Source organism: Paenibacillus whitsoniae, assembly GCF_003955665.1.
Lineage (GTDB): Bacteria > Bacillota > Bacilli > Paenibacillales > NBRC-103111 > Paenibacillus_E > Paenibacillus_E whitsoniae.
In genome coordinates this window covers 1-18382 of record NZ_RXHU01000077.1, presented here as the reverse complement: position 1 = coordinate 18382, position 18382 = coordinate 1, and the positions used below count along the sequence as shown (strand labels likewise).

At 55.3% G+C, this 18382-nt stretch carries 11 protein-coding genes and 2 riboswitches; of the genes, 10 read left to right on the top strand and 1 reads right to left on the bottom strand.

Translation table 11 applies throughout. From position 1 onward, the window contains the following. Positions 1–116 precede the first annotated feature (116 nt). The 6 genes from EJQ19_RS23645 to EJQ19_RS23620 all read left to right on the top strand — a co-directional run bounded on the left by EJQ19_RS23645 (position 117) and on the right by EJQ19_RS23620 (position 10224). Positions 117–1043, top strand: a complete 927-nt coding sequence (locus EJQ19_RS23645) for an ABC transporter permease (protein ID WP_241243062.1) — start codon at positions 117–119, stop codon at positions 1041–1043. A gap of 1 nt (position 1044) precedes the next feature. Then, positions 1045–1917 (top strand): carbohydrate ABC transporter permease, encoded by an 873-nt coding sequence (locus EJQ19_RS23640; protein WP_126143713.1) that lies wholly within the window; start codon positions 1045–1047, stop codon positions 1915–1917. 49 nt (positions 1918–1966) lie between these two features. After that, positions 1967–3511 carry an extracellular solute-binding protein gene (locus tag EJQ19_RS23635; protein ID WP_126143712.1) on the top strand — a complete coding sequence of 515 codons (1545 nt, stop codon included), beginning with the start codon at positions 1967–1969 and terminating at the stop codon, positions 3509–3511. 68 nt (positions 3512–3579) lie between these two features. Continuing rightward, the gene (locus tag EJQ19_RS23630) at positions 3580–4914 is read left to right on the top strand and encodes an FAD-dependent oxidoreductase (protein WP_126143711.1); all 1335 of its coding nucleotides are present in this window, start codon (positions 3580–3582) and stop codon (positions 4912–4914) included. Between the two features lie 168 nt (positions 4915–5082). After that, positions 5083–8382, top strand: coding sequence for a hypothetical protein (locus EJQ19_RS23625; protein ID WP_126143710.1), 3300 nt, complete (start codon positions 5083–5085; stop codon positions 8380–8382). Between the two features lie 855 nt (positions 8383–9237). Beyond that, entirely contained in the window at positions 9238–10224 is a 987-nt protein-coding gene (locus tag EJQ19_RS23620) for a Gfo/Idh/MocA family protein (protein WP_126143709.1), read from the top strand. A 716-nt stretch (positions 10225–10940) separates the two neighbouring features. On the opposite strand, the gene EJQ19_RS23615 is transcribed toward EJQ19_RS23620, so the two are convergent. Then, a complete protein-coding gene (locus tag EJQ19_RS23615; RefSeq protein WP_206438477.1) occupies positions 10941–12287 on the bottom strand; it encodes an APC family permease in 1347 nt (448 codons plus the stop codon). Positions 12288–12380: 93 nt separating this feature from the next. Continuing rightward, positions 12381–12490, bottom strand: a riboswitch (guanidine-I (ykkC/yxkD leader). 152 nt (positions 12491–12642) lie between these two features. Next, positions 12643–12750, top strand: a riboswitch (guanidine-I (ykkC/yxkD leader). 70 nt (positions 12751–12820) lie between these two features. Between EJQ19_RS23615 and EJQ19_RS23610 the strand changes: the two genes are divergently transcribed. From EJQ19_RS23610 to EJQ19_RS23595, 4 genes are all read left to right on the top strand, one after another. Further along, positions 12821–13537 (top strand): urea amidolyase associated protein UAAP1, encoded by a 717-nt coding sequence (locus EJQ19_RS23610; RefSeq protein WP_126143707.1) that lies wholly within the window; start codon positions 12821–12823, stop codon positions 13535–13537. Between the two features lie 63 nt (positions 13538–13600). Continuing rightward, positions 13601–14251 (top strand): urea amidolyase associated protein UAAP2, encoded by a 651-nt coding sequence (locus tag EJQ19_RS23605; protein WP_126143706.1) that lies wholly within the window; start codon positions 13601–13603, stop codon positions 14249–14251. A 57-nt stretch (positions 14252–14308) separates the two neighbouring features. Next, positions 14309–17926: an urea carboxylase gene (uca, locus tag EJQ19_RS23600; RefSeq protein ID WP_126143705.1), complete on the top strand. Its 3618-nt coding sequence runs from the start codon at positions 14309–14311 to the stop codon at positions 17924–17926. 17 nt (positions 17927–17943) lie between these two features. Continuing rightward, on the top strand, positions 17944–18382 hold a 439-nt coding region (locus EJQ19_RS23595), incomplete at its 3' end, for an amidase family protein (protein ID WP_241243061.1).

The following is an 18382-nucleotide window of genomic DNA, read 5'->3' as shown; positions in this document are numbered from 1 at the left end:
CGATTATAGACGTTCGTGGGCGGTCCGCTTATCGTGAAGGTACGCACAAAAAAGACACGAAACACGAAGGTGGAATCGAGGACATGAATTCAACCAATGAGAATGCAGTGCTTCAAATGGCTGCTGTCACGCCAAAGAAATCCTATTTTCGGGCCCGGATATGGAAGAACAAATGGCTGTATGGGATGCTGGCTCCCGGTGTGCTTTACTTCTTATTGTTCAAATATGCGCCGATGTGGGGGCTTCTTCTGGCTTTCAAGGATTACCAACCGTATCTTGGCTTTCTCGGCAGCAAATGGGTGGGCTTAAAACACTTTGAGCGGCTGTTCCATGACCCGGCGTTCTGGATGCTGCTGAGGAATACCCTGGTGCTGGCGGGTTACAACATTATCTTCTTTTTTCCTGCGCCAATTCTGCTCTCACTCATGATTAATGAAGTACGTCGGGAAAAATTCAAACGCGTCGTTCAGACGATCATCTATGTTCCCCATTTTGTCTCGTGGGTCGTGGTGGTCGGCATCGCCTATACGTTCTTTACCATCGACGGCGGGCTGGTGAATGAAGCGATCATGGCTGTGGGGGGAGACAGAATCAATTTTCTGACCAGTGCAGGCTGGTTTAGAACGATGATTACACTGGAGGTGATATGGAAGGAAACAGGTTGGGGAACGATTATTTTCCTCGCCGCCTTGGCAGGCGTCGATTCCCAACTCTATGAAGCCGCCAAAATGGACGGGGCAGGCCGGATGCGGCAGCTATGGCACGTGACGATTCCGGCGATTCGCTCGACGATTATCATTCTTTTCATTCTCCGGTTGGGTACCTTTTTGGACACGGGCTTTGAGCAAATTTTTCTGATGCTGAATCCGATTAACCGTGAGGTCGGAGAGGTGTTTGACACTTATGTCTATACGGCAGGGATTACGCAAGGGCAGTTCAGCTTCAGTACGGCTGTCGGCCTTTTCAAGTCGGTGATCGGCTTTGTGCTGGTCATCAGCTCCAACTGGCTGGCCAAAAAATTTGGTGAGGAAGGGGTGTATTAAGATGAATCCACTACAACGAAGCTGGGGAAACCGGCTATTCGATTGGACGAACATTGCCATCCTGCTGGTCGTATCGGCTGTGATGCTCATCCCGTTTATCTATATCCTTTTGATTTCCTTTGCGACCGAGCAAGAGGTGCTGGCCAAAAGCTTTCTCGTGTTTCCGACGAAATTCTCGCTGGAGGGCTACCGCTACATCTTCTCCACGCCAATCCTGCTGCGCAGCCTTGCGGTGACGATTGGAATCACGGTGGCAGGGACTCTTGTGAACCTGCTGTTGACGGTGCTGATGGCCTACCCGCTTGCTCGCAAAGATTTGTACGGACGCCGTCCCGTGATGCTCATGGTGATCTTCACGATGTTGTTCAACGCCGGTATCGTTCCTACCTTTTTGATGGTGAAAGCGTTGCACCTTACGAATACCTACTGGGCGCTTGTGATTCCCGGCGCGATCAGTGCTTTTAATATGATTATCATCAAAAACTTCTTCCAACAGCTGCCTGATGGGTTGGAGGAATCGGCCAAGATCGACGGCTGCAACGACCTCGGGATTTTATTTCGGATTGTCATTCCTCTATCTTTGCCGGCTATCGCGACCTTTTCGTTGTTCTACGCTGTCACGCATTGGAATACGTTCCTGAGCGCAATCCTGTACATTAACGATTCGAAGAAATGGCCCATTCAGGTGCTGTTAAGACAAATTGTTATTTTGTCGGAGAAAGGGTTGTCCGATATGAACGAGGCGCCGCCGCCACCGTCCAAGATTATCAACATGGCGGTTATCGTGTTCTCAACGGTTCCGATTCTTGCGTTTTATCCATTTTTGCAAAAGCATTTCGCCAAGGGCGTGCTGCTCGGTTCGGTTAAAGGATGAATAGGCTCATCTTTTGATACAATATCTTCAATATGAGGGGGAGTAAGACATGAAACAATTACACTACAAAGTATTTCTAACGGGCTTCGCAGCGATTGTGACAGCTTCCAGCTTGTCTGCGTGCGGCAGCAGCAATCAGGCGGAGGGAGCGAAGACGCCGAGCGCAACGCCAAGCGGACCCTTGACCTTCACGATGATGAACAGTTATACGTCGACGGAGCCTCCCAAGGCGGATAATCCGATCATCAAGCGAATCGAGGAATATACAAATTCCAAGATTACAACCACGTGGGTTCCAGCGTCTGCTTACAATGACAAGGTCAACGTCTCCATCGCCTCCAGTGATCTGCCTCAGGTCCTGATGATTGCGGATACGAAGTCCTCTTCCATCATCAATGCGGAGCGGTCGGGCATGTTCTGGGAGATTGGCCCCTATCTCAAGGAGTTTCCGAACCTGAGCAAATACAACACCAATCAGCAGGTGCTGAACAATATTTCCGTAGATGGTAAAGTTTACGGATTATACCGAGCCAGAGCGTTGGCGCGGCAAGGCATTGCTTTTCGCCAGGATTGGTTGGATCAAGTAGGCTTGCAGCAGCCCAAGACGATTGATGATCTCTACAAGGTCATTCGCGCATTCGCTTTAAATGATCCGGATCACAATGGCAAAAATGATACCTTCGGGCTCGTAGAAGCCGAGGATTCCGGTGGTGCAAGCTCAATGGGGCTTACCGGCTTTCAGAACATTGCCGCCTACTTCGGAGCGCCCAACCAATGGGAGATCAAGGATGGCAAGGCCGTTCCCATGTTTATGACGAACGCCAATATGGAAGCGATGAAGTTCTACAAGAAGTTGTATGACGAAAAGCTGATCAACCTGGATTTCGCGGCAACCAAGGTCAGTAAGCAACAGGAGCAATTCTATCAAGGCAAGGCGGGCATGTTGTTCACGACCCTAGATTTTGTGATTACCGGAGGCAATGAGCTGAAAAAAGCCAATCCTGCCGCCAAGATTGATATTGTTAGCAGAATTCAAGGACCAACGGGTGAGCATGTGTTTGCCACGACCGGATATAACGGCATGTTCGTATTCCCGAAAGCGACCGTCAAGTCGGAGGCAGAGCTCAAGCGACTGCTCGGTTTCTTCGACAAAATCGTCGACGACACGATGATGTATACCTGGACGTGGGGGATCGAGGGCGTCCACTTCACGAAAGGAGCGGATGGTGAACCGGCCATCTCTAACCAGACCGCCTATGCGAATGAGGTATCTCCACTTAAACAACTGCCTACTTATGACGGTTCGCTCATGATCTGGAAGGGGAAAGGCGAAGCGGATAACAAATTCCGTACTATGCTGAAAAACAACGAGGCGATTGCCGTTTCCAATCCCGTAGAGCCTCTGATCTCTCAGACTGCTGTAGATAAAGGAACGGAGCTGAACAAGATCATTGCCGATGCTCGCGTCAAATTCATTATGGGAACCCTGGATGAAGCGGGCTTCAATAAAGAAGTGGAGAAGTGGCGCTCGCAGGGCGGAGATCAGTTGATGAAAGAATATACAGAGCTGTACGCCAAACAAGCTAAGAAATAATGGAGACTTTTCAAAAATATGAGGTATGCCATGAACAGTAAAGTGTTACGTGCGGGAGGTTTACGGGGATGAACAAAACGGCTTTGGAATTTGACATTATCATCGCAGGCGCGGGTGTCGGAGGTATAAGCGCAGCGCTTGCTGCTTCAAGATTGCAGATGCGTGTGCTGCTGATCGAGCAAGCCGAGGAAGTAGGAGGGACAGGTGTATTCTCCAGCGTATCCTTGGTGTGCACGTTCCGGGATTCTTGGGGAAAACCGATTACCGGCGGCATTCATCGGGAACTGTTTCCCGCCGCCTACACACATTACAGCGAGAAGCTTGTTCCTACATATGATGAGCAGGAACTGAAGGCTGCGTACGAGAGTCTGCTGGCTGCCGAACCTACCCTTACGCTGTGGACCGGTTGTGAGGTTTACCGGGTAGATCAGCAGGACGGACGAATTGTCCGTCTGCATGTCCAGGGAAACCGAACTGCTGTGGTTACCTCCAAGATCTATCTGGATGCCACAGCCGACGGCAATCTGTCCGCCTTGGCGGGGATGGCGTACAGCTTAGGCAGAGAAGGCGACGGGAAGCTGCAGTCCGCTACCGCTACCTTCAAGGTCAGCGGCATCGACCGCTCCCTGCTGAAGGAGCCGGATATCCGGCAATGGTCGGCCATTCATTCCTTGCGCAAGGAACTGCTGCCGTATTACCTCGACATGAAAGCGGCCGGGCGTACCGGCAATCCCCGGCAAGGTGTCACGTGTTTTCCTTACCCGAATGGGGAGGCGCTGCTGTTCAACTCGACATCGGTCCTGGATGTAGACCCCACTCGGCCTGACAGTGTCATCAGCGGCAAAGAAGAGGGGATTCGGCAGGCGCAGGAGTTATTCGAGGCGATTAGGCAGCATCCTGCCTTCCATCAGGCCAAGCTGGATTACATTGCGCCGAAGCTGGGGGTTCGGGAGGGGCGCCGCATCGTCGGCGAATATGAACTGACCTCAGAGGACTGCCTGCAGAGCAGGCGTTTTGAAGATATGGTGGCGGCATGCGCCTATGCCTTGGATATTCATAGTCCGGATGGAGGCGCCACGAGGCTGGAAAGCATCCCCGAGCCCGGCTATTACCATATCCCCTACCGTTCGCTTATTCCGAAGGGCTGCGCCAATCTATTGCTCAGTTCCCGCTGCATCAGCGGCACTCACGAAGCGCACAGCTCCTACCGGATCATGGCTTCGGTCAGCGCCATCGGGGAGGCGGCAGGAACCGCAGCTGCGATCTGCGTGTTCCAGGGGCTTCAGGATGTCCGGGACGTTAAGCCCGCCCACATCCGGTTTATTCTCCAACTGCGGGGTCAATTTGTAGAAGGGGGTGTTGAGCGGATTCAGATGCCTGCGAGCCCATCTTGGGCAGAGTAAATGATTTCATGTGCAGGAACAGCGGGATGCACAACCGATCCTGGGCAACCGGCTGTTCCTGCACGAACGTTGCAAGGCTGTTAACGTGCAGAATTTTCAGCTCAATTTAGAAAGCGCTTACAGTTTGTCTGGAATTGGATTCTAAGCGAAGATAAGGGAGTGAATGTGATGATTACAAAGATAAACGGCTCCGCCGTCCTCAGAGGGCGGCAGCGTGTACTGAGGACAATCCATTTGATGCTTGTTTTGCTTTTATTCATTAGTATTCTAGGATGGGGGGTACCCCAGGCCAGTGCTGCCCAGCCGCAGGCAGACGTCATTCTCAGCTCTCCCCCCGTTTACAGCGGCGTTACAAAAGCTTGGCCTGGCGATGCGGACAAAGATCCGGCGCACGCAGCGAGGATCATAAACGGCACGGCGGGCTGGACGTCATCGCAAAATCCGTTAAACCCCTACATCTATGTGGATGTCGCGAGTGCTGCGAAACCTGCGGGCGCGACTTACGCCATTGTAGCTGTGGACTACTTTGATGCGGCGGCCACTACCATGGCTATCGAGTATGACGGACAGAGCAACGCCTTCCAAGCAACCCCCTGGATGCCCATGAGCGGCAGTCAGACCTGGAAGACTCAGCTCTTTGAACTGAGTGATATTAAGTTCGCTAATAGGACGAACGGTGCGGATTTCCGTCTGCGTGTTCACAGCCTGGGCGGTTCCATCCCTGAAATCTGTTTCTCTCGTATCCGGGTTACTTTTGCTACGACCCCGACGCTCACTTTGATGAACCCGAGCCTGCTCTTCACAACCGATTCCGCATCGCTGGATTTCGGCACGGTGGGCGATGCCGTTTCTTATGCGATCTCCGACCATCAAGGCGTGAGTCTTCGCTCGGGTTCTATCCCTGTAGGCGCTAACGGACATGGTACGCTATCTGTGGAGGATCTCGGCCCAGGATTTTATAACCTCACGTTCTCAAGTATGATCGATGATCAGCTGGTCACGCGCACCACAACGTTTGGCATCGTGACCCCGACGCCGGCAGGCGCGCTGAGCCCCGATTCCTTCTTTGGAATCGATACCCATTTCAATCACTACAAAGGCTATGAAGATGGGCTGATGAATGCTTTGGCGACCATCGGCTACGGCCATGTGCGCAGCGATATTAACTGGTCGCTGATTGAAAAGCAGCCTGGCGTTTACGACTGGGCCGAGTATGGATTCGAAGCGAAGTCTCAACAGGCGCTTGCTCTCGGAATGACGCCGCAGGGGGTGCTTGCCTACAACAATGCGAATTATGACAACGGAAAAACGCCGAGCTCCCCGGCTGGCCTGGCTGCATTCGGTCAATTCGGGAAAGCGGCTGCCGAGCATTATAAGGGCAAGGTCAGCGATTTTAATATCTATAACGAGTTCAATGGCACGGGCTTCAACAACGGCGCATGCGGGATTACCGCAGCCTGCTATGTGCAATTGCTTCAGGCCATGTACGGACCCATTCACGAAGGAAACCCGGACGCGAACGTCATGGGCCCGATTGCAACCACGTTTGATGAGAACTGGTATAGTGCCTTTTTCGCTGCAGGCGGCATGAACTACATTGATACGTTCGCGACGAATGTCTACGGCTACGCTTTGGAGGGGGCAAACACCCCGCCCGAGCACACACTGTTGGTCTCGAAGCTTCCTGCGTTGGTGCAGCAGGTGAAGCAGGCGGCCGGAAATCGGCACATCCCTTTTTGGATTACGGAGAACGGTTGGCCGACGTATGCCGCCGCCTCCACGGAGCCTCAGCAAGCGGATAATCTGGTGCGTGCCCAGGTGTTGGCCATGGCAGGCGGCGTGGACGTTTTCAGCTGGTACTCGGCCATGGATGACGGTACAGATCCCACGAATAGAGAGCATCACTTTGGTCTATTCAAACCACCGGTTACTGGTGTAGCCGGCGTAATTCCGAAGCCCGGAGCTGTCACCAACGCCGTTCTTATTCGAGCGGTGACAGGGAAAAACCTTGGGACTCGCGAAGATCTCGGTTCAGCTACCGCCTATTCCTATCCCTATACGGGGGGAGGCGTGACGACGCGAGTGATGTGGTCCACGGGCTCGGAGACGGTTGCTTTGCATACTTCTCAGCCGCTTACGATTACGAATGAGTATGGAGCTGAACAGACGATCAATCCGACAGACGACACGGTCATTTTGACGCTTAATCAAAGTCCCATCTATGTAACAGGAAACGTGGACAGCTTGGGTGTGACGCCGTCTGCGGTCACCCTGAAAGTCGCCGATCAGTCGATCAAAGGAGATACGATCCCTGTTACGGTAACGGCCGATCGATCCAATCACAAGGTGTATCTCCCCAATGAGTTGACGATCGTAGCCGACGGGGCGCTTCCTGTGACACTGCGCACTTCCCCGGGCAAGGTAACAAGCACGACCATCAACGTACCTGCAACTACGCTTTTGGGGCCACGGACGGTGGCGGTAGACGTGACGAAGGTGAAACCTGGGAACGAGGGCAATGGCAGGCGCAAGCCGAGTCTTGTTGCCGGCTTGAAGGCAACGACAACTGTCGTCAAGCCATTCGAGATCAGCGTTCAGCCGACGATCACATCGGATGCGACATCGCGAAGCTATTTTTTGGATATCACGCTGAAGAATAATCGAACCAGTGCCTTCGCGCCGACCATGGTTACCTATCAAGTAGGGCCGGCTTCCGGGACTGTAACGGATACGGTGTACAGTGTCCCTGGCAATGGGACCACGATGATGCGTGTACCGCTCTCTAATATCCCGTTGTTCGACGCGCTCAATTATAGCGTATCCGTCGCTGGTGCGAGCAGTTCAGACGCTGTATCCGGATCTATTTCATACGCGCCCATCGAGCCTGCGAACCACCAAACCTTGCCTGCCATTGACATGGTTACACAAGGCACCTGGGTATCCTTATTAGGGACGCGCAGCAATAACAGCGATCTGAGCGGGCAACTGCAGATGAACTACACGAGCGATGCACTTATCCTCGACGCTGTCATTACAGATGACAAACACTTTGGTGCCCGCACACCAAATACCATGTGGCAGACCGATTCCATCCAGTTCAGCACCTACAACCGAATTCCGGGACAGTCGGGCGGTCAACGCGTTGAATTCGGAGCAGCGCTTCTCGACAGCGGACCGGCGGTCTACACCTTCGCTGCGCCGGCTGGCCAGCAGGCGGGACCGACGCAAGGCGCTCAAGCTCAAATTACTCGAAATGGCACCACCACCCATTATGTCATTTCTGTTCCGTGGACCTCGCTTGGGTTTAGCGAGCCCCCGACGGGGACGATCGGCATGTCGTTCTTAGTCAATGACGATGATCGGGGCTCCACGGGCGATTCCCGCGATGGTTTCTTGCAGTGGGGATCGGGAGTCGGAACGACGCCGAAGGACCCTTCGTTGTTTCGAGATGCTCAGCTCGTGCTGTAAAGATGATCGAGCGATAGTTGGTCATGCTAAGCGTATGGATCAAGTAGCAGGGAATGCTTAGATGGGGCGATGCAGTAATAGGAGACGCTGAGGTGGATGGATGCAGTATCAGGAAATGCTGAGGTGGATGGGTGCAGTATCAGGAAATGCTGAGGTGGAGCGATGCAGTATCAGGAAATGCTGAAGCGGATCGTTGCAGTAGTAGGAATTGCTGAGGTGAATCATTGCAGTAATAGGTTGCACGGAGACGGATGGATCCAGTATCAGGAAACTCAGAGGTCTAAGTTTTCTCCATAACGATTCTAAAATAGTGGAAGCGCACCTGTCTTGATGACCAGATCGCTAACGGTTGCCCTGGCGCCTATTTGGTGCCAAACGCGACTTTTCCAAGGCTAACGGTTGCAGCAGCGCTTATTTGCTAAAAAACCAGCGAAAACTGGCCGATTTGGCCTAAATAGCCGCTGTGGCAACCGTTACAATTTGAAATGACGTGTTTTAGGCTAAATAAGCTCTGTGACAACCGGTACGCATTTTCCCCAACGGCTTTCGTACGAGTACAACAATGCAGAAGCTCACTGCGGCTTCCAAATTGTCTTATATCCACCCCGAGCTACATCCGCCCAAGTAAGATGTCCATACAATTGGATGCGTTGCAGGGCAAGCTGAGACTCGGAGGTGGATCAATATCGTTTTCCAACGTTCTAGTATTCCTTTTTTCCAAACTCCCTTGCCTCAAGCTATGGAGCACCGCTCTTGATCTGAGGGCGCCATCGCTTGAGTCGGCATGAATTGAGTTCTGCTTCTGAATTTGATAGGGTTAGTTGGAATGAAGGAAAAAAGGAGACTTGAGAAACGATGATACGTTTTGGAGTGATAGGAACGAATTGGATTACGGAGGCGTTTATTCAAGCGGCACAGGAGACGGGGGAATTTGCGTTAACTGCTGTGTATTCGCGTACGGAGGAGAAGGCGGCGGAGTTCGCGGGCAAGTTTGACATTCCGCATCGGTTTACAGATCTGGCGGCGTTCGCGGCCAGTGATACGTTCGATGCCGTATATATTGCAAGTCCAAACTCGCTGCATGCGGAGTATGCCGTGCTGTGCATGCAGCAGGGCAAGCATGTGCTGTGCGAGAAGCCGGCCGCGTCCAATACGGCCGAGCTAACGGCGATGGTCGAGGCGGCGCGGGCGAACAAAGTGGTGTTCATGGAGGCGCTCAAGTCGACGCTGATGCCGAATTTTCAGGCAGTGCAGGAAAATCTGCACAAACTGGGGCCAATCCGCCGCTATTCGGCAGGGTACTGCCAATACTCCTCGCGGTACGATGCGTATAAGCAGGGGACGGTGTTGAATGCGTTTAATCCGATTTTTTCGAACGGATCCATGATGGATCTCGGCGTGTACTGCATCTACCCATGCGTAGTCCTGTTCGGGGCTCCGTCAAAAGTGCAAGCCACCGGTGTCCTGCTGGATTCCGGCGTGGACGGCGAGGGCAGCCTGCTGCTGAGTTACGAGTCGATGGATGCTGTGATCCAGCACTCCAAAATCTCGAGCTCGTACCAGCCGGCAGAAATTCAAGGCGAGCATGCGACGATGATCATCGATCGCATCAACGAGCCGGGCCGCGTGGAGATCCGCTACCGCGACGGCTCCGTGGAAGATCTGACGCGGCCGCAAGGTGAGCGCACGATGCGCTACGAGGCCGCTGAATTCATCCGCTTGATCCAGGCCGGCGAGCTGGAGTCGGCGACGAATTCCCATGCGGCTTCGCTCGCTGCGATGGCGATTATGGACGAAGCCCGACGGCAGATCGGGCTGGTGTTCCCGGCGGACCGGAAGTAGGTGCCGGCGGTGCTCGGCTGCGGTTGCGTGGGTACGCTGGCGGCCAAATAAGAGGGGGCTAGCCTCTCTTAGTGTTTTGGAATTTGCTCGAAAAGGGGTCTTGGGCTGAAGGTAAGAGGGTCTGGCCCTGCTTAATACGCCGAAAAGGTGAGATTAGAGGGGGCTAGCCCCTCTTAGCAATTCGGAATTCGCTGCCGCGCTAAATAAGAGGGGCAAACCACGCGTATTTGGCCGGAAACGAGCCGTGGAGAGTAAATAGAAGTGGTGAACCGCTTCTATTTGCCAAGAAGTGATAGAAATAGGGCTAGTTTCGAGAGGATAAGCGCGGTTTACCGCGCTTATTTTTGTTGAATTGGACAAATCCGAGGAAATAGAGGTGGTAGACCGCTCTTATGAGATGTGAAGTTGGCAGAGTGCGAGGGAATTGGCGATAGAGATCGCTTGTTGGTGGGAAAGGCGGGGAGAGTAGCTAGTCTTAAAGAGAGGTGCGAAGGTCGCGCTTAAGTGGTATGAAGTTGGCGGAGTACGAAGGAATTGATGATTGAGAGCGCCTGTTGGTGGGGAAAGCCGGTGAGAGCAGCTAGTTTTAAAGAGAGGTGTGCGAAGTCCGAGCTTATGTGGTATGAAGTTGGCGGAGTGTGTGAACAGTGGTGGTCGAGGAGCCGCCGCAATGCCCCAAAAAAGGAGGTGCCTCTTTACCCGAGGCACCTCCTTTTTTAAGATTTTACCGCGCGGGGGCTTCCTGTCTGCGGCGACCGCGCAGGCGCCGCGCCTGCTGCGCGGCGCGTCCGCAGCAGGTGGTATGCGATGCCGAGCGCGACCCAGACACCGCCCATCCAGAGGGCGTCCCGGTCCAGCAGCGAGAGCAGGTAGCCGATGAAGCCGGCGCCCAGCAGCGGCAGCACGAGGTATTTTAGCGTTTGGGATGCCGAACGCCGGCCCTCTTTGACGTACTTTTGCGCGATGACGGAGACATTGACGAAAAAGAAAGCAGTTAACGCGCCGAAGTTGACGAATTTGACGGCGCTGTCCAGCGAGATCGCGAGCGCAAGCAGGGAAACGGCGCTGACAATGGCGATGTTAAAGACCGGTGTGTTGAATTTCGGATGGAGGTAGCCGAACACTTGCTTGGGCAGAATGGCATCGCGTCCCATCACGAACAGCAGACGTGACACGCTAGTCACTGACGATAAGCCTTGCGTGAAAATAGCCATAATCAGCACGGTGATAAAAATAGCGCTAAGGCCTGCACCGCCTACGAGTTTTACGAGTTCAAAACCGGCGGAGTCGGCGTTCACGAACGATAGGTGCGGGTAGACGAGTTGTGTCAGGAAAGACGGCACGAGATACATCACGCTAGCAGAGATGATGATGATCATAATGGCCCGGGGAATGGTCCGCTGCGCATTCACGGTTTCCTCTGCCATAGTCGTCACAGTGTCAAAGCCCAGAAAAGAGAAGCAGATAATAGAAGCGCCTGCCAAAATCGTCCCGAAAGGCACATCCGTTTGCAGCAGCGGCTGAAACACATGAATATCCCCACCGCCGGACAACCCCCGTCCCAGAAAGAAGCAGAACAGGGCGATAAACAAAATTTGAATCCAAACGAATATTTTAGAAAGGTTAGCTGAGAATTTGATGCCGATCACATTGATGATCCCAAGCGCGAGATTCAGACCAATGATCCAGACGGCGGCCGGGACCGCAGGGAATTGCGCATGCAGATAAATACCGAAGGTCAGGCAGGCGATAATCGGGGAAAAGAAGTAATCGAGCAGCAGCGCCCAACCGACGAGGAAGCCGAGGTAAGGGTGGATGCCCTTTGCGGTATACGAGTAGGCGGAGCCTGAAGTTGGGAACGTTTTGGACATGACGCCATAGCTATACGCGGTGAAAAAGATTGCGACAAACGCTAACAGATACGCCTGTGTTAGCATACCTCCCGCATTTTCATAAGCGATGCCGTAGATAGAGAAGTAAATCATGGGGGTCATCCAGGCTAGGCCCATATATACGACTTGATACAAGCTCAGCGATTTGCGCAGCGTAACTTCGGTTGTCATGATGGAACACTCCCTTTAACGGTTGGTAAGTCTTGCATACACGCGGAACATGCAATGAAAAAAAGCCAAGAAGATGATCTGGCGAGCAGATCGATCTCCCGGGCTTTTGTCCCTCCGTGAACACAGGCAGGCTGTGCGTTTTCTCTCGGACCAGACCAAGACGCCCGGCCGGCACGTCTCGCGGAACCCTAGAAAACATATATGTGATGAATGTTATCAGACGAACTTATATGTTAGTTAATATAACACATGTTGGCGGAAGTGGGAAGAGGAATACAAAATTTAAAGCAAAACGAAATTTTCGTTGACACTTTTTCAAATATGATGTTATGTTTAATTACACAAAAACCGAATACGCTATGTTTACTAGGGTTCCGCTGGCGGCGCAGTATGCCGGGACTGGTCCGAGAGTAAACCGCTTCGGCTTACCGGAGTGACACGGAAGGATAAAAACCTGGGAGATGTCAAAGACGCACGCGTCTTATGATGTCTCCCTTTTTGTTTACCGACTACGACCAAAGGAGAGGGTTCGCATGGCAAACAGCTGGAGCACGACGATACTACCGGGAGGCAAATGGTCTGGAACGATCGGCAAAGGGAAGCTCATTCGATTCACGGCGCTGGAAGCCGGTGCGAATGTAGCGATTCAATTGTTCCACGCGAAGGATGTGACGGAGCGCTACAATATGCCGGATACCTTGAAGGCGCAGCATACGGCCCATCTGACGAGAGGAAATGTGCTCATGAGCGACAATGGCCGAGTGCTTGCGAGCATCGTTGAAGACAGCTTGGGGTGGCATGATCCGCTGAGCGGGTACTCGAGCAGGGCGGCGACGGATGCGAAGTATGGGGCGACGCGTTTTCAGGAACACCGCAATGAATGGCTGCGGAGCGGGCAGGAGAATTTTGCGGTGGAACTGGTGCGCAGCGGGCTAAGCATGCGGGATATGATGCCGGTGGTGAACCTTTTTTCCAAAGTTGCGGTAGATCTTGCGGGGGATATGCATTATGAAGTGAACCACTGCCCGGCGGGGGCGACGGTGACGCTGCGGACGGAGCTGGATACGCTGCTGCTGATCTCCAATACGCCGAATCCGCTCGATCCGAGAAGCGAGTACCCTGCCGTCCCGGTGCGCATAGAGGTGCTGGAAGCGGAGCCAGTGGGCGAGGACGACTACTGCTTGAATTATCGGCCGGAAAACCGGCGCGCTTTTGAGAATACATGGGACTATCATCTGCTGCTAGGTTAATGAGGAAACGGGTGGAGCCGACTGCAGGCGAAAGGCGATATAGAGGTCAAAGGAGGAACAACAATGGCTGTTTTTAATCGGGTGGAGAGCTCTCGGCAAATAGAGGAAGCAAGTTATCGGAAGGTCATTCCGGCGGGAGATGGCTGGATGCATGTACTGAAAAAAGGGCAAGTGCTCCGCATCGTCGATCTCGAGGGGAATCAGGCGGCGGATACGCTGTTCTATGATGCGGATGAGCCCGATGATCACTACAGTGCGGTGGCGACGATTGCGGGTCAAAGCAACATTTATCTCAGCACAGGCTCTGTGCTTCGCGCCGAGTCGGGCAAGGAGCTGCTGACGATCGTCGCCGATACGTGCGGACGTCATGATACGGTTGGCGGCTCCTGCTCCGCCCAAAGCAACACGGTGCGTTATGCGCATGAGAAATTGGCGATGCATAACTGTCGCGATACGTTTATGCTGCAGCTGGCGCAGTATGGCGGGGGGTATACGAAGCGGGATTTGGCGCCGAATATTAACTTTTTTATGAATGTGCCGGTGACGCCGGAGGGTGGGCTGAAGTTTGATGACGGCGTGTCGGGGCCGGGGTGCTATGTGGAAGTGCAGGCGCATGTGAATGCGATGGTGCTGATCTCGAACTGTCCGCAGCTGAACAATCCGTGCAATGCGTACAATCCGACGCCGATTGAAGTGCTGATTTGGGAGAAATAGGGCGTGTGCAACCCTTTGGAATAGAGAATGGAGACGGAAAAAAGGAGAGTGGCTGACATGTTTACCAAAGTCCTGATTGCCAATCGCGGAGCCATTGCGGTGCGCATTGAACGAACGCTGCGGAAGCTGGGGGTACAATCTGTAGCGGTCTATACCCAAGCTGACCAAGACAGCCTGCACGTGGACGGCGCGGACGAGGCGGTGCTGATCGGCGAGGGGCCGGCGAAGTCGAGCTACCTCGATATGGAGCTGATCCTCCGGACGGCGCGAGAAACCGGGGCGGAGGCGATTCATCCGGGCTACGGCTTCCTGAGCGAAAATGCGGAGTTCGCCCGTGCCTGCCGGGAGCAAGGGATCGTGTTCATCGGCCCGACGCCGGAGCAGATGGACATGTTCGGGCTCAAGCATTCGGCTCGCGAGATCGCGGAGCGCGCCGGGGTGCCGATGCTGCCGGGGACGCCGCTGATCTCGGAGCTGGAGGAGGCCTTGCGCGAAGCGGCGATAATCGGGTACCCGATTATTCTCAAAAGCACCGCCGGGGGCGGCGGCATCGGCATGCGCGTCTGTGCAGACGAAGCGGCATTAAGGGCGGCATATGATGGGGTACGGCATCTGGCGGAGGCGAATTTTAAGAACGGCGGCATGTTCCTTGAAAAATATATCGCCCGCGCGCGCCACGTTGAGGTGCAAATCTTCGGCAACGCGTTGGGCGAGGTCGTGACGCTCGGCGAGCGGGATTGCTCGATTCAGCGCCGCAATCAGAAGGTCATTGAAGAGAGTCCGGCGCCGAATCTGCGCGATGAGGTGCGGGAGGCGATGTTCGCCTCGGCCCGCCGTCTGGCGGCGGAAGTCGGCTACCGCAGCGCCGGCACGGTGGAGTATTTGTACGATCCGGCGACAGAGGCGTTTTACTTCCTTGAAGTGAACACGCGCTTGCAAGTCGAGCATGGCGTGACCGAGGAAGTGCTCGGCGTCGACCTCGTGGAATGGATGGTTCGCGAGGCGGCGGGGGAGCTGACCGATTTGGCGGCGCTCGTGCATGAGCCGGTGGGGCACAGCATTCAAGCGCGCATCTACGCGGAGGACTGCTTGCAGCAGTTCCGCCCGAGTGCGGGACAGTTGGATCGCGCAGTATTCTCGGAGCGTGCCCGCAATGAGACATGGGTGCGCGATGGGCTGACGGTCACGACGCTGTACGACCCGATGCTGGCCAAAATCATCGTACACGGTACGGACCGTCTGGATGCCATCCGCAAGCTGGTGGCGGCGCTGGCGGAGACGCGGATGTACGGCATTACGACGAATTTGCAGTATGTGCGGGCGCTTTTGCAGGAGGAGGCGTGCCTAAGTGGTCAAGTGTATACGCAATTATTGAACACCTTCGAGCCGGAGGAACGGGCGCTTGAAGTTGTGGACGGCGGTATCCAAACGACGGTGCAGGATCACCCGGGCCGCATCGGCCATTGGGATGTCGGGGTTCCGCCTTGCGGACCGATGGATCCGCTCTCTTTCCGCATCGGCAATAAGCTGCTCGGCAACGGGGATGACGCCAGCGGGCTCGAAATGACGCTGCGAGGCGGCTCCTACAAGTTCCGCAGCGACATGTGGTTCTGCATCACCGGCGCGGATATGCAGCCTGAGCTGGAAGGTAAGGCTGTGCCGGCGTACACGCCAGTGCTGGCGAAGCGCGGGCAGGTGCTAAGCTTCGGCGAGGCCAAGGCAGGCATGCGAACTTACCTGCTCGTAGGCGGCGGTCTGGATATGCCGAAAATTCTCGGCAGCGCGTCGACGTTCACGCTTGGCGGCTTCGGCGGACACGGCGGCCGTGCACTGCGCGCCGGGGATGTGCTTGGCGTCAATGAAGCGCAGGATGTCATTGCGGCGGCTGAGTTGGCTGCGCCGCACCGCCCTGCCATGACGCGTGAATGGACGATCGGCGTCGTGCCGGGGCCGCACTGCACGGGCGAGTTCCTGCGCCCCGAGTATCTGGAGCTGCTTACGTCGACGAGCTGGGAGGTCCACTTTAATTCCTCGCGGACGGGTGTGCGGCTCAAAGGGCCTGCACCGCTCTGGACGCGGGAGGATGGCGGCGAAGCGGGGCTGCACCCGTCGAACATTCACGACAACGCGTATGCGGTGGGTACGCTGGATTTGACGGGGGATATGCCGATTCTGCTCGGCCCCGACGGTCCGAGCTTGGGCGGCTTTGTGTGTCCGGTGACGACGGCTTCGGCGGAATTTTGGAAGCTGGGGCAGCTGCATCCGGGGGATAGCGTGCGTTTCCATCTGCTGACGCTTGAGGAAGCAGAGAAGCTGCGCGTGGTGCAAGAGAGCAATTTGCAGGCGATTGGCGGACGGAGTTTTGAACGGTTGGTAGGGACGGCACTGCCGCAAGTGGATGGCGGAATCACGCCGGACTACCCGATTCGTTATTATGCGGCTGAGGGGCGCCGCTTCCCGATTACGATTCGGTGCGCCGGCGATCAGAACCTTCTCGTGGAGTACGGCGAGCTGGAGCTCGATCTGCTGCTGCGTTTTCAAGTACAGGCGTTGATGCAGGCCATTCAGGAGCGTGGCGACATGCCGGTGCTCGATCTGACGCCGGGCATTCGTTCGCTGCAAATTCATATTGACCCATCCAAAATGACGGTCAGCGAGGCGTGCGACAAAGTCGTCGCCATCGACAGCGAGCTGCCTCCGCTGGAGCAGTTCCGCGTTCCTTCACGGATCGTGCGCCTGCCGCTGTCGTGGGACGACCCGGCGACGCAGCTTGCGATTCAGCGCTACCAGCAAGGGGTTCGCCCGGATGCGCCGTGGTGCCCGAGCAACCTGGAGTTTATCCGCAGGATCAACGGATTGGCCAGCATCGAAGAGGTGAAAAATGTCGTCTACGGCGCCAATTACCTGGTGCTAGGACTTGGTGACGTGTACCTGGGCGCGCCGGTAGCGACGCCGGTCGATCCTCGCCATCGTCTGGTCACGACGAAGTACAACCCGGCACGGACGTGGACGCCGGAAAATGCCGTCGGCATCGGCGGCGCGTACATGTGCGTGTACGGCATGGAAGGGCCGGGCGGCTATCAGTTCGTCGGCCGCACGATTCAGATGTGGAACAAACTGCGTTCCACGGCGAGCTTTCAGGCGGGGAAGCCGTGGCTGCTGCGCTTTTTTGACCAAATTCAGTTCTATGAAGTGAGCGCCGAGGAGCTGCTGCAATTGCGGGAGGATTTCCCTCGCGGTCGGTACGAAGTGGAGATTGAGGAAACGACGTTCGATTTGGGTGAGTATTTGCAATTCTTAGCGGAGATCGAGGAGAGTGCAGATGCGTTCCGCTCGCAGCAGCGGGCTTCCTTCAAGGCGGAGCGTGAAAGCTGGAAGGCGCAAGGTCTTGCGGAGTATGTCTCTGAGCAGGAGACAGCGGCGGAAGCGCCGGAAGATGAGCTGCCGGCGGGGACGGTGGCGGTTCGAGGCATTATGCCAGGCAGCGTATGGAAAGTGCTCGTCTCGCCGGGCGAACAGGTGAAGAAGGGCGATCAGCTTGCGATTCTGGAGAGCATGAAGATGGAGTTCCCGCAGCACGCGCCTTGCGACGGTTACGTTTCGCTGATCGGGGTGAAGCCGGGGGATCAGGTACATGCCGGGCAACTGCTTGTGGGCATTGCGGAGTCCGCGTGAAGAAGGAGGGATGTAGGATGAGCAGCGAAAATGAGGCAAGGGAAATGACGATCGACGGGCTGCGCTCACAGTACATGGACGGGACATTGACGCCTGCACAAGTAGTTGCCGAGATTGTGGCGCGTGCGGAAGCGGAGCGTGAGATGAATGTTTGGATTACACCGCCGGACATGACGTTTGTTCAGCCTTACTTGGATCGGCTGACATCGCTCCGGATGGAGGAGGCACCGCTGTGGGGGATTCCTTTTGCCGTGAAAGACAACATCGACGTCGCGGGTCTGCCGACGACGGCGGCCTGCGCGGAATATGCCTATGTGCCGGAGGTGCACGCATCCGTCGTGGAGCGGCTGGTGGCGGCCGGAGCGATTCCGGTCGGCAAAACAAACCTCGACCAGTTCGCGACGGGACTCGTCGGCGTGCGCAGCCCCTACGGGGACACGCATAACGCATTGCGCC

Coding starts and splice junctions, on each gene's coding strand:
- EJQ19_RS23615 (WP_206438477.1), bottom strand. CDS start 12,287: ATGACAACCGAAGTTACGCTGCGCAAATCGCTGAGCTTGTATCAAGTC.
- EJQ19_RS23610 (WP_126143707.1), top strand. CDS start 12,821: ATGGCAAACAGCTGGAGCACGACGATACTACCGGGAGGCAAATGGTCT.
- EJQ19_RS23625 (WP_126143710.1), top strand. CDS start 5,083: ATGATTACAAAGATAAACGGCTCCGCCGTCCTCAGAGGGCGGCAGCGT.
- EJQ19_RS23640 (WP_126143713.1), top strand. CDS start 1,045: ATGAATCCACTACAACGAAGCTGGGGAAACCGGCTATTCGATTGGACG.
- EJQ19_RS23635 (WP_126143712.1), top strand. CDS start 1,967: ATGAAACAATTACACTACAAAGTATTTCTAACGGGCTTCGCAGCGATT.
- uca (WP_126143705.1), top strand. CDS start 14,309: ATGTTTACCAAAGTCCTGATTGCCAATCGCGGAGCCATTGCGGTGCGC.
- EJQ19_RS23620 (WP_126143709.1), top strand. CDS start 9,238: ATGATACGTTTTGGAGTGATAGGAACGAATTGGATTACGGAGGCGTTT.
- EJQ19_RS23630 (WP_126143711.1), top strand. CDS start 3,580: ATGAACAAAACGGCTTTGGAATTTGACATTATCATCGCAGGCGCGGGT.
- EJQ19_RS23605 (WP_126143706.1), top strand. CDS start 13,601: ATGGCTGTTTTTAATCGGGTGGAGAGCTCTCGGCAAATAGAGGAAGCA.
- EJQ19_RS23645 (WP_241243062.1), top strand. CDS start 117: ATGGCTGCTGTCACGCCAAAGAAATCCTATTTTCGGGCCCGGATATGG.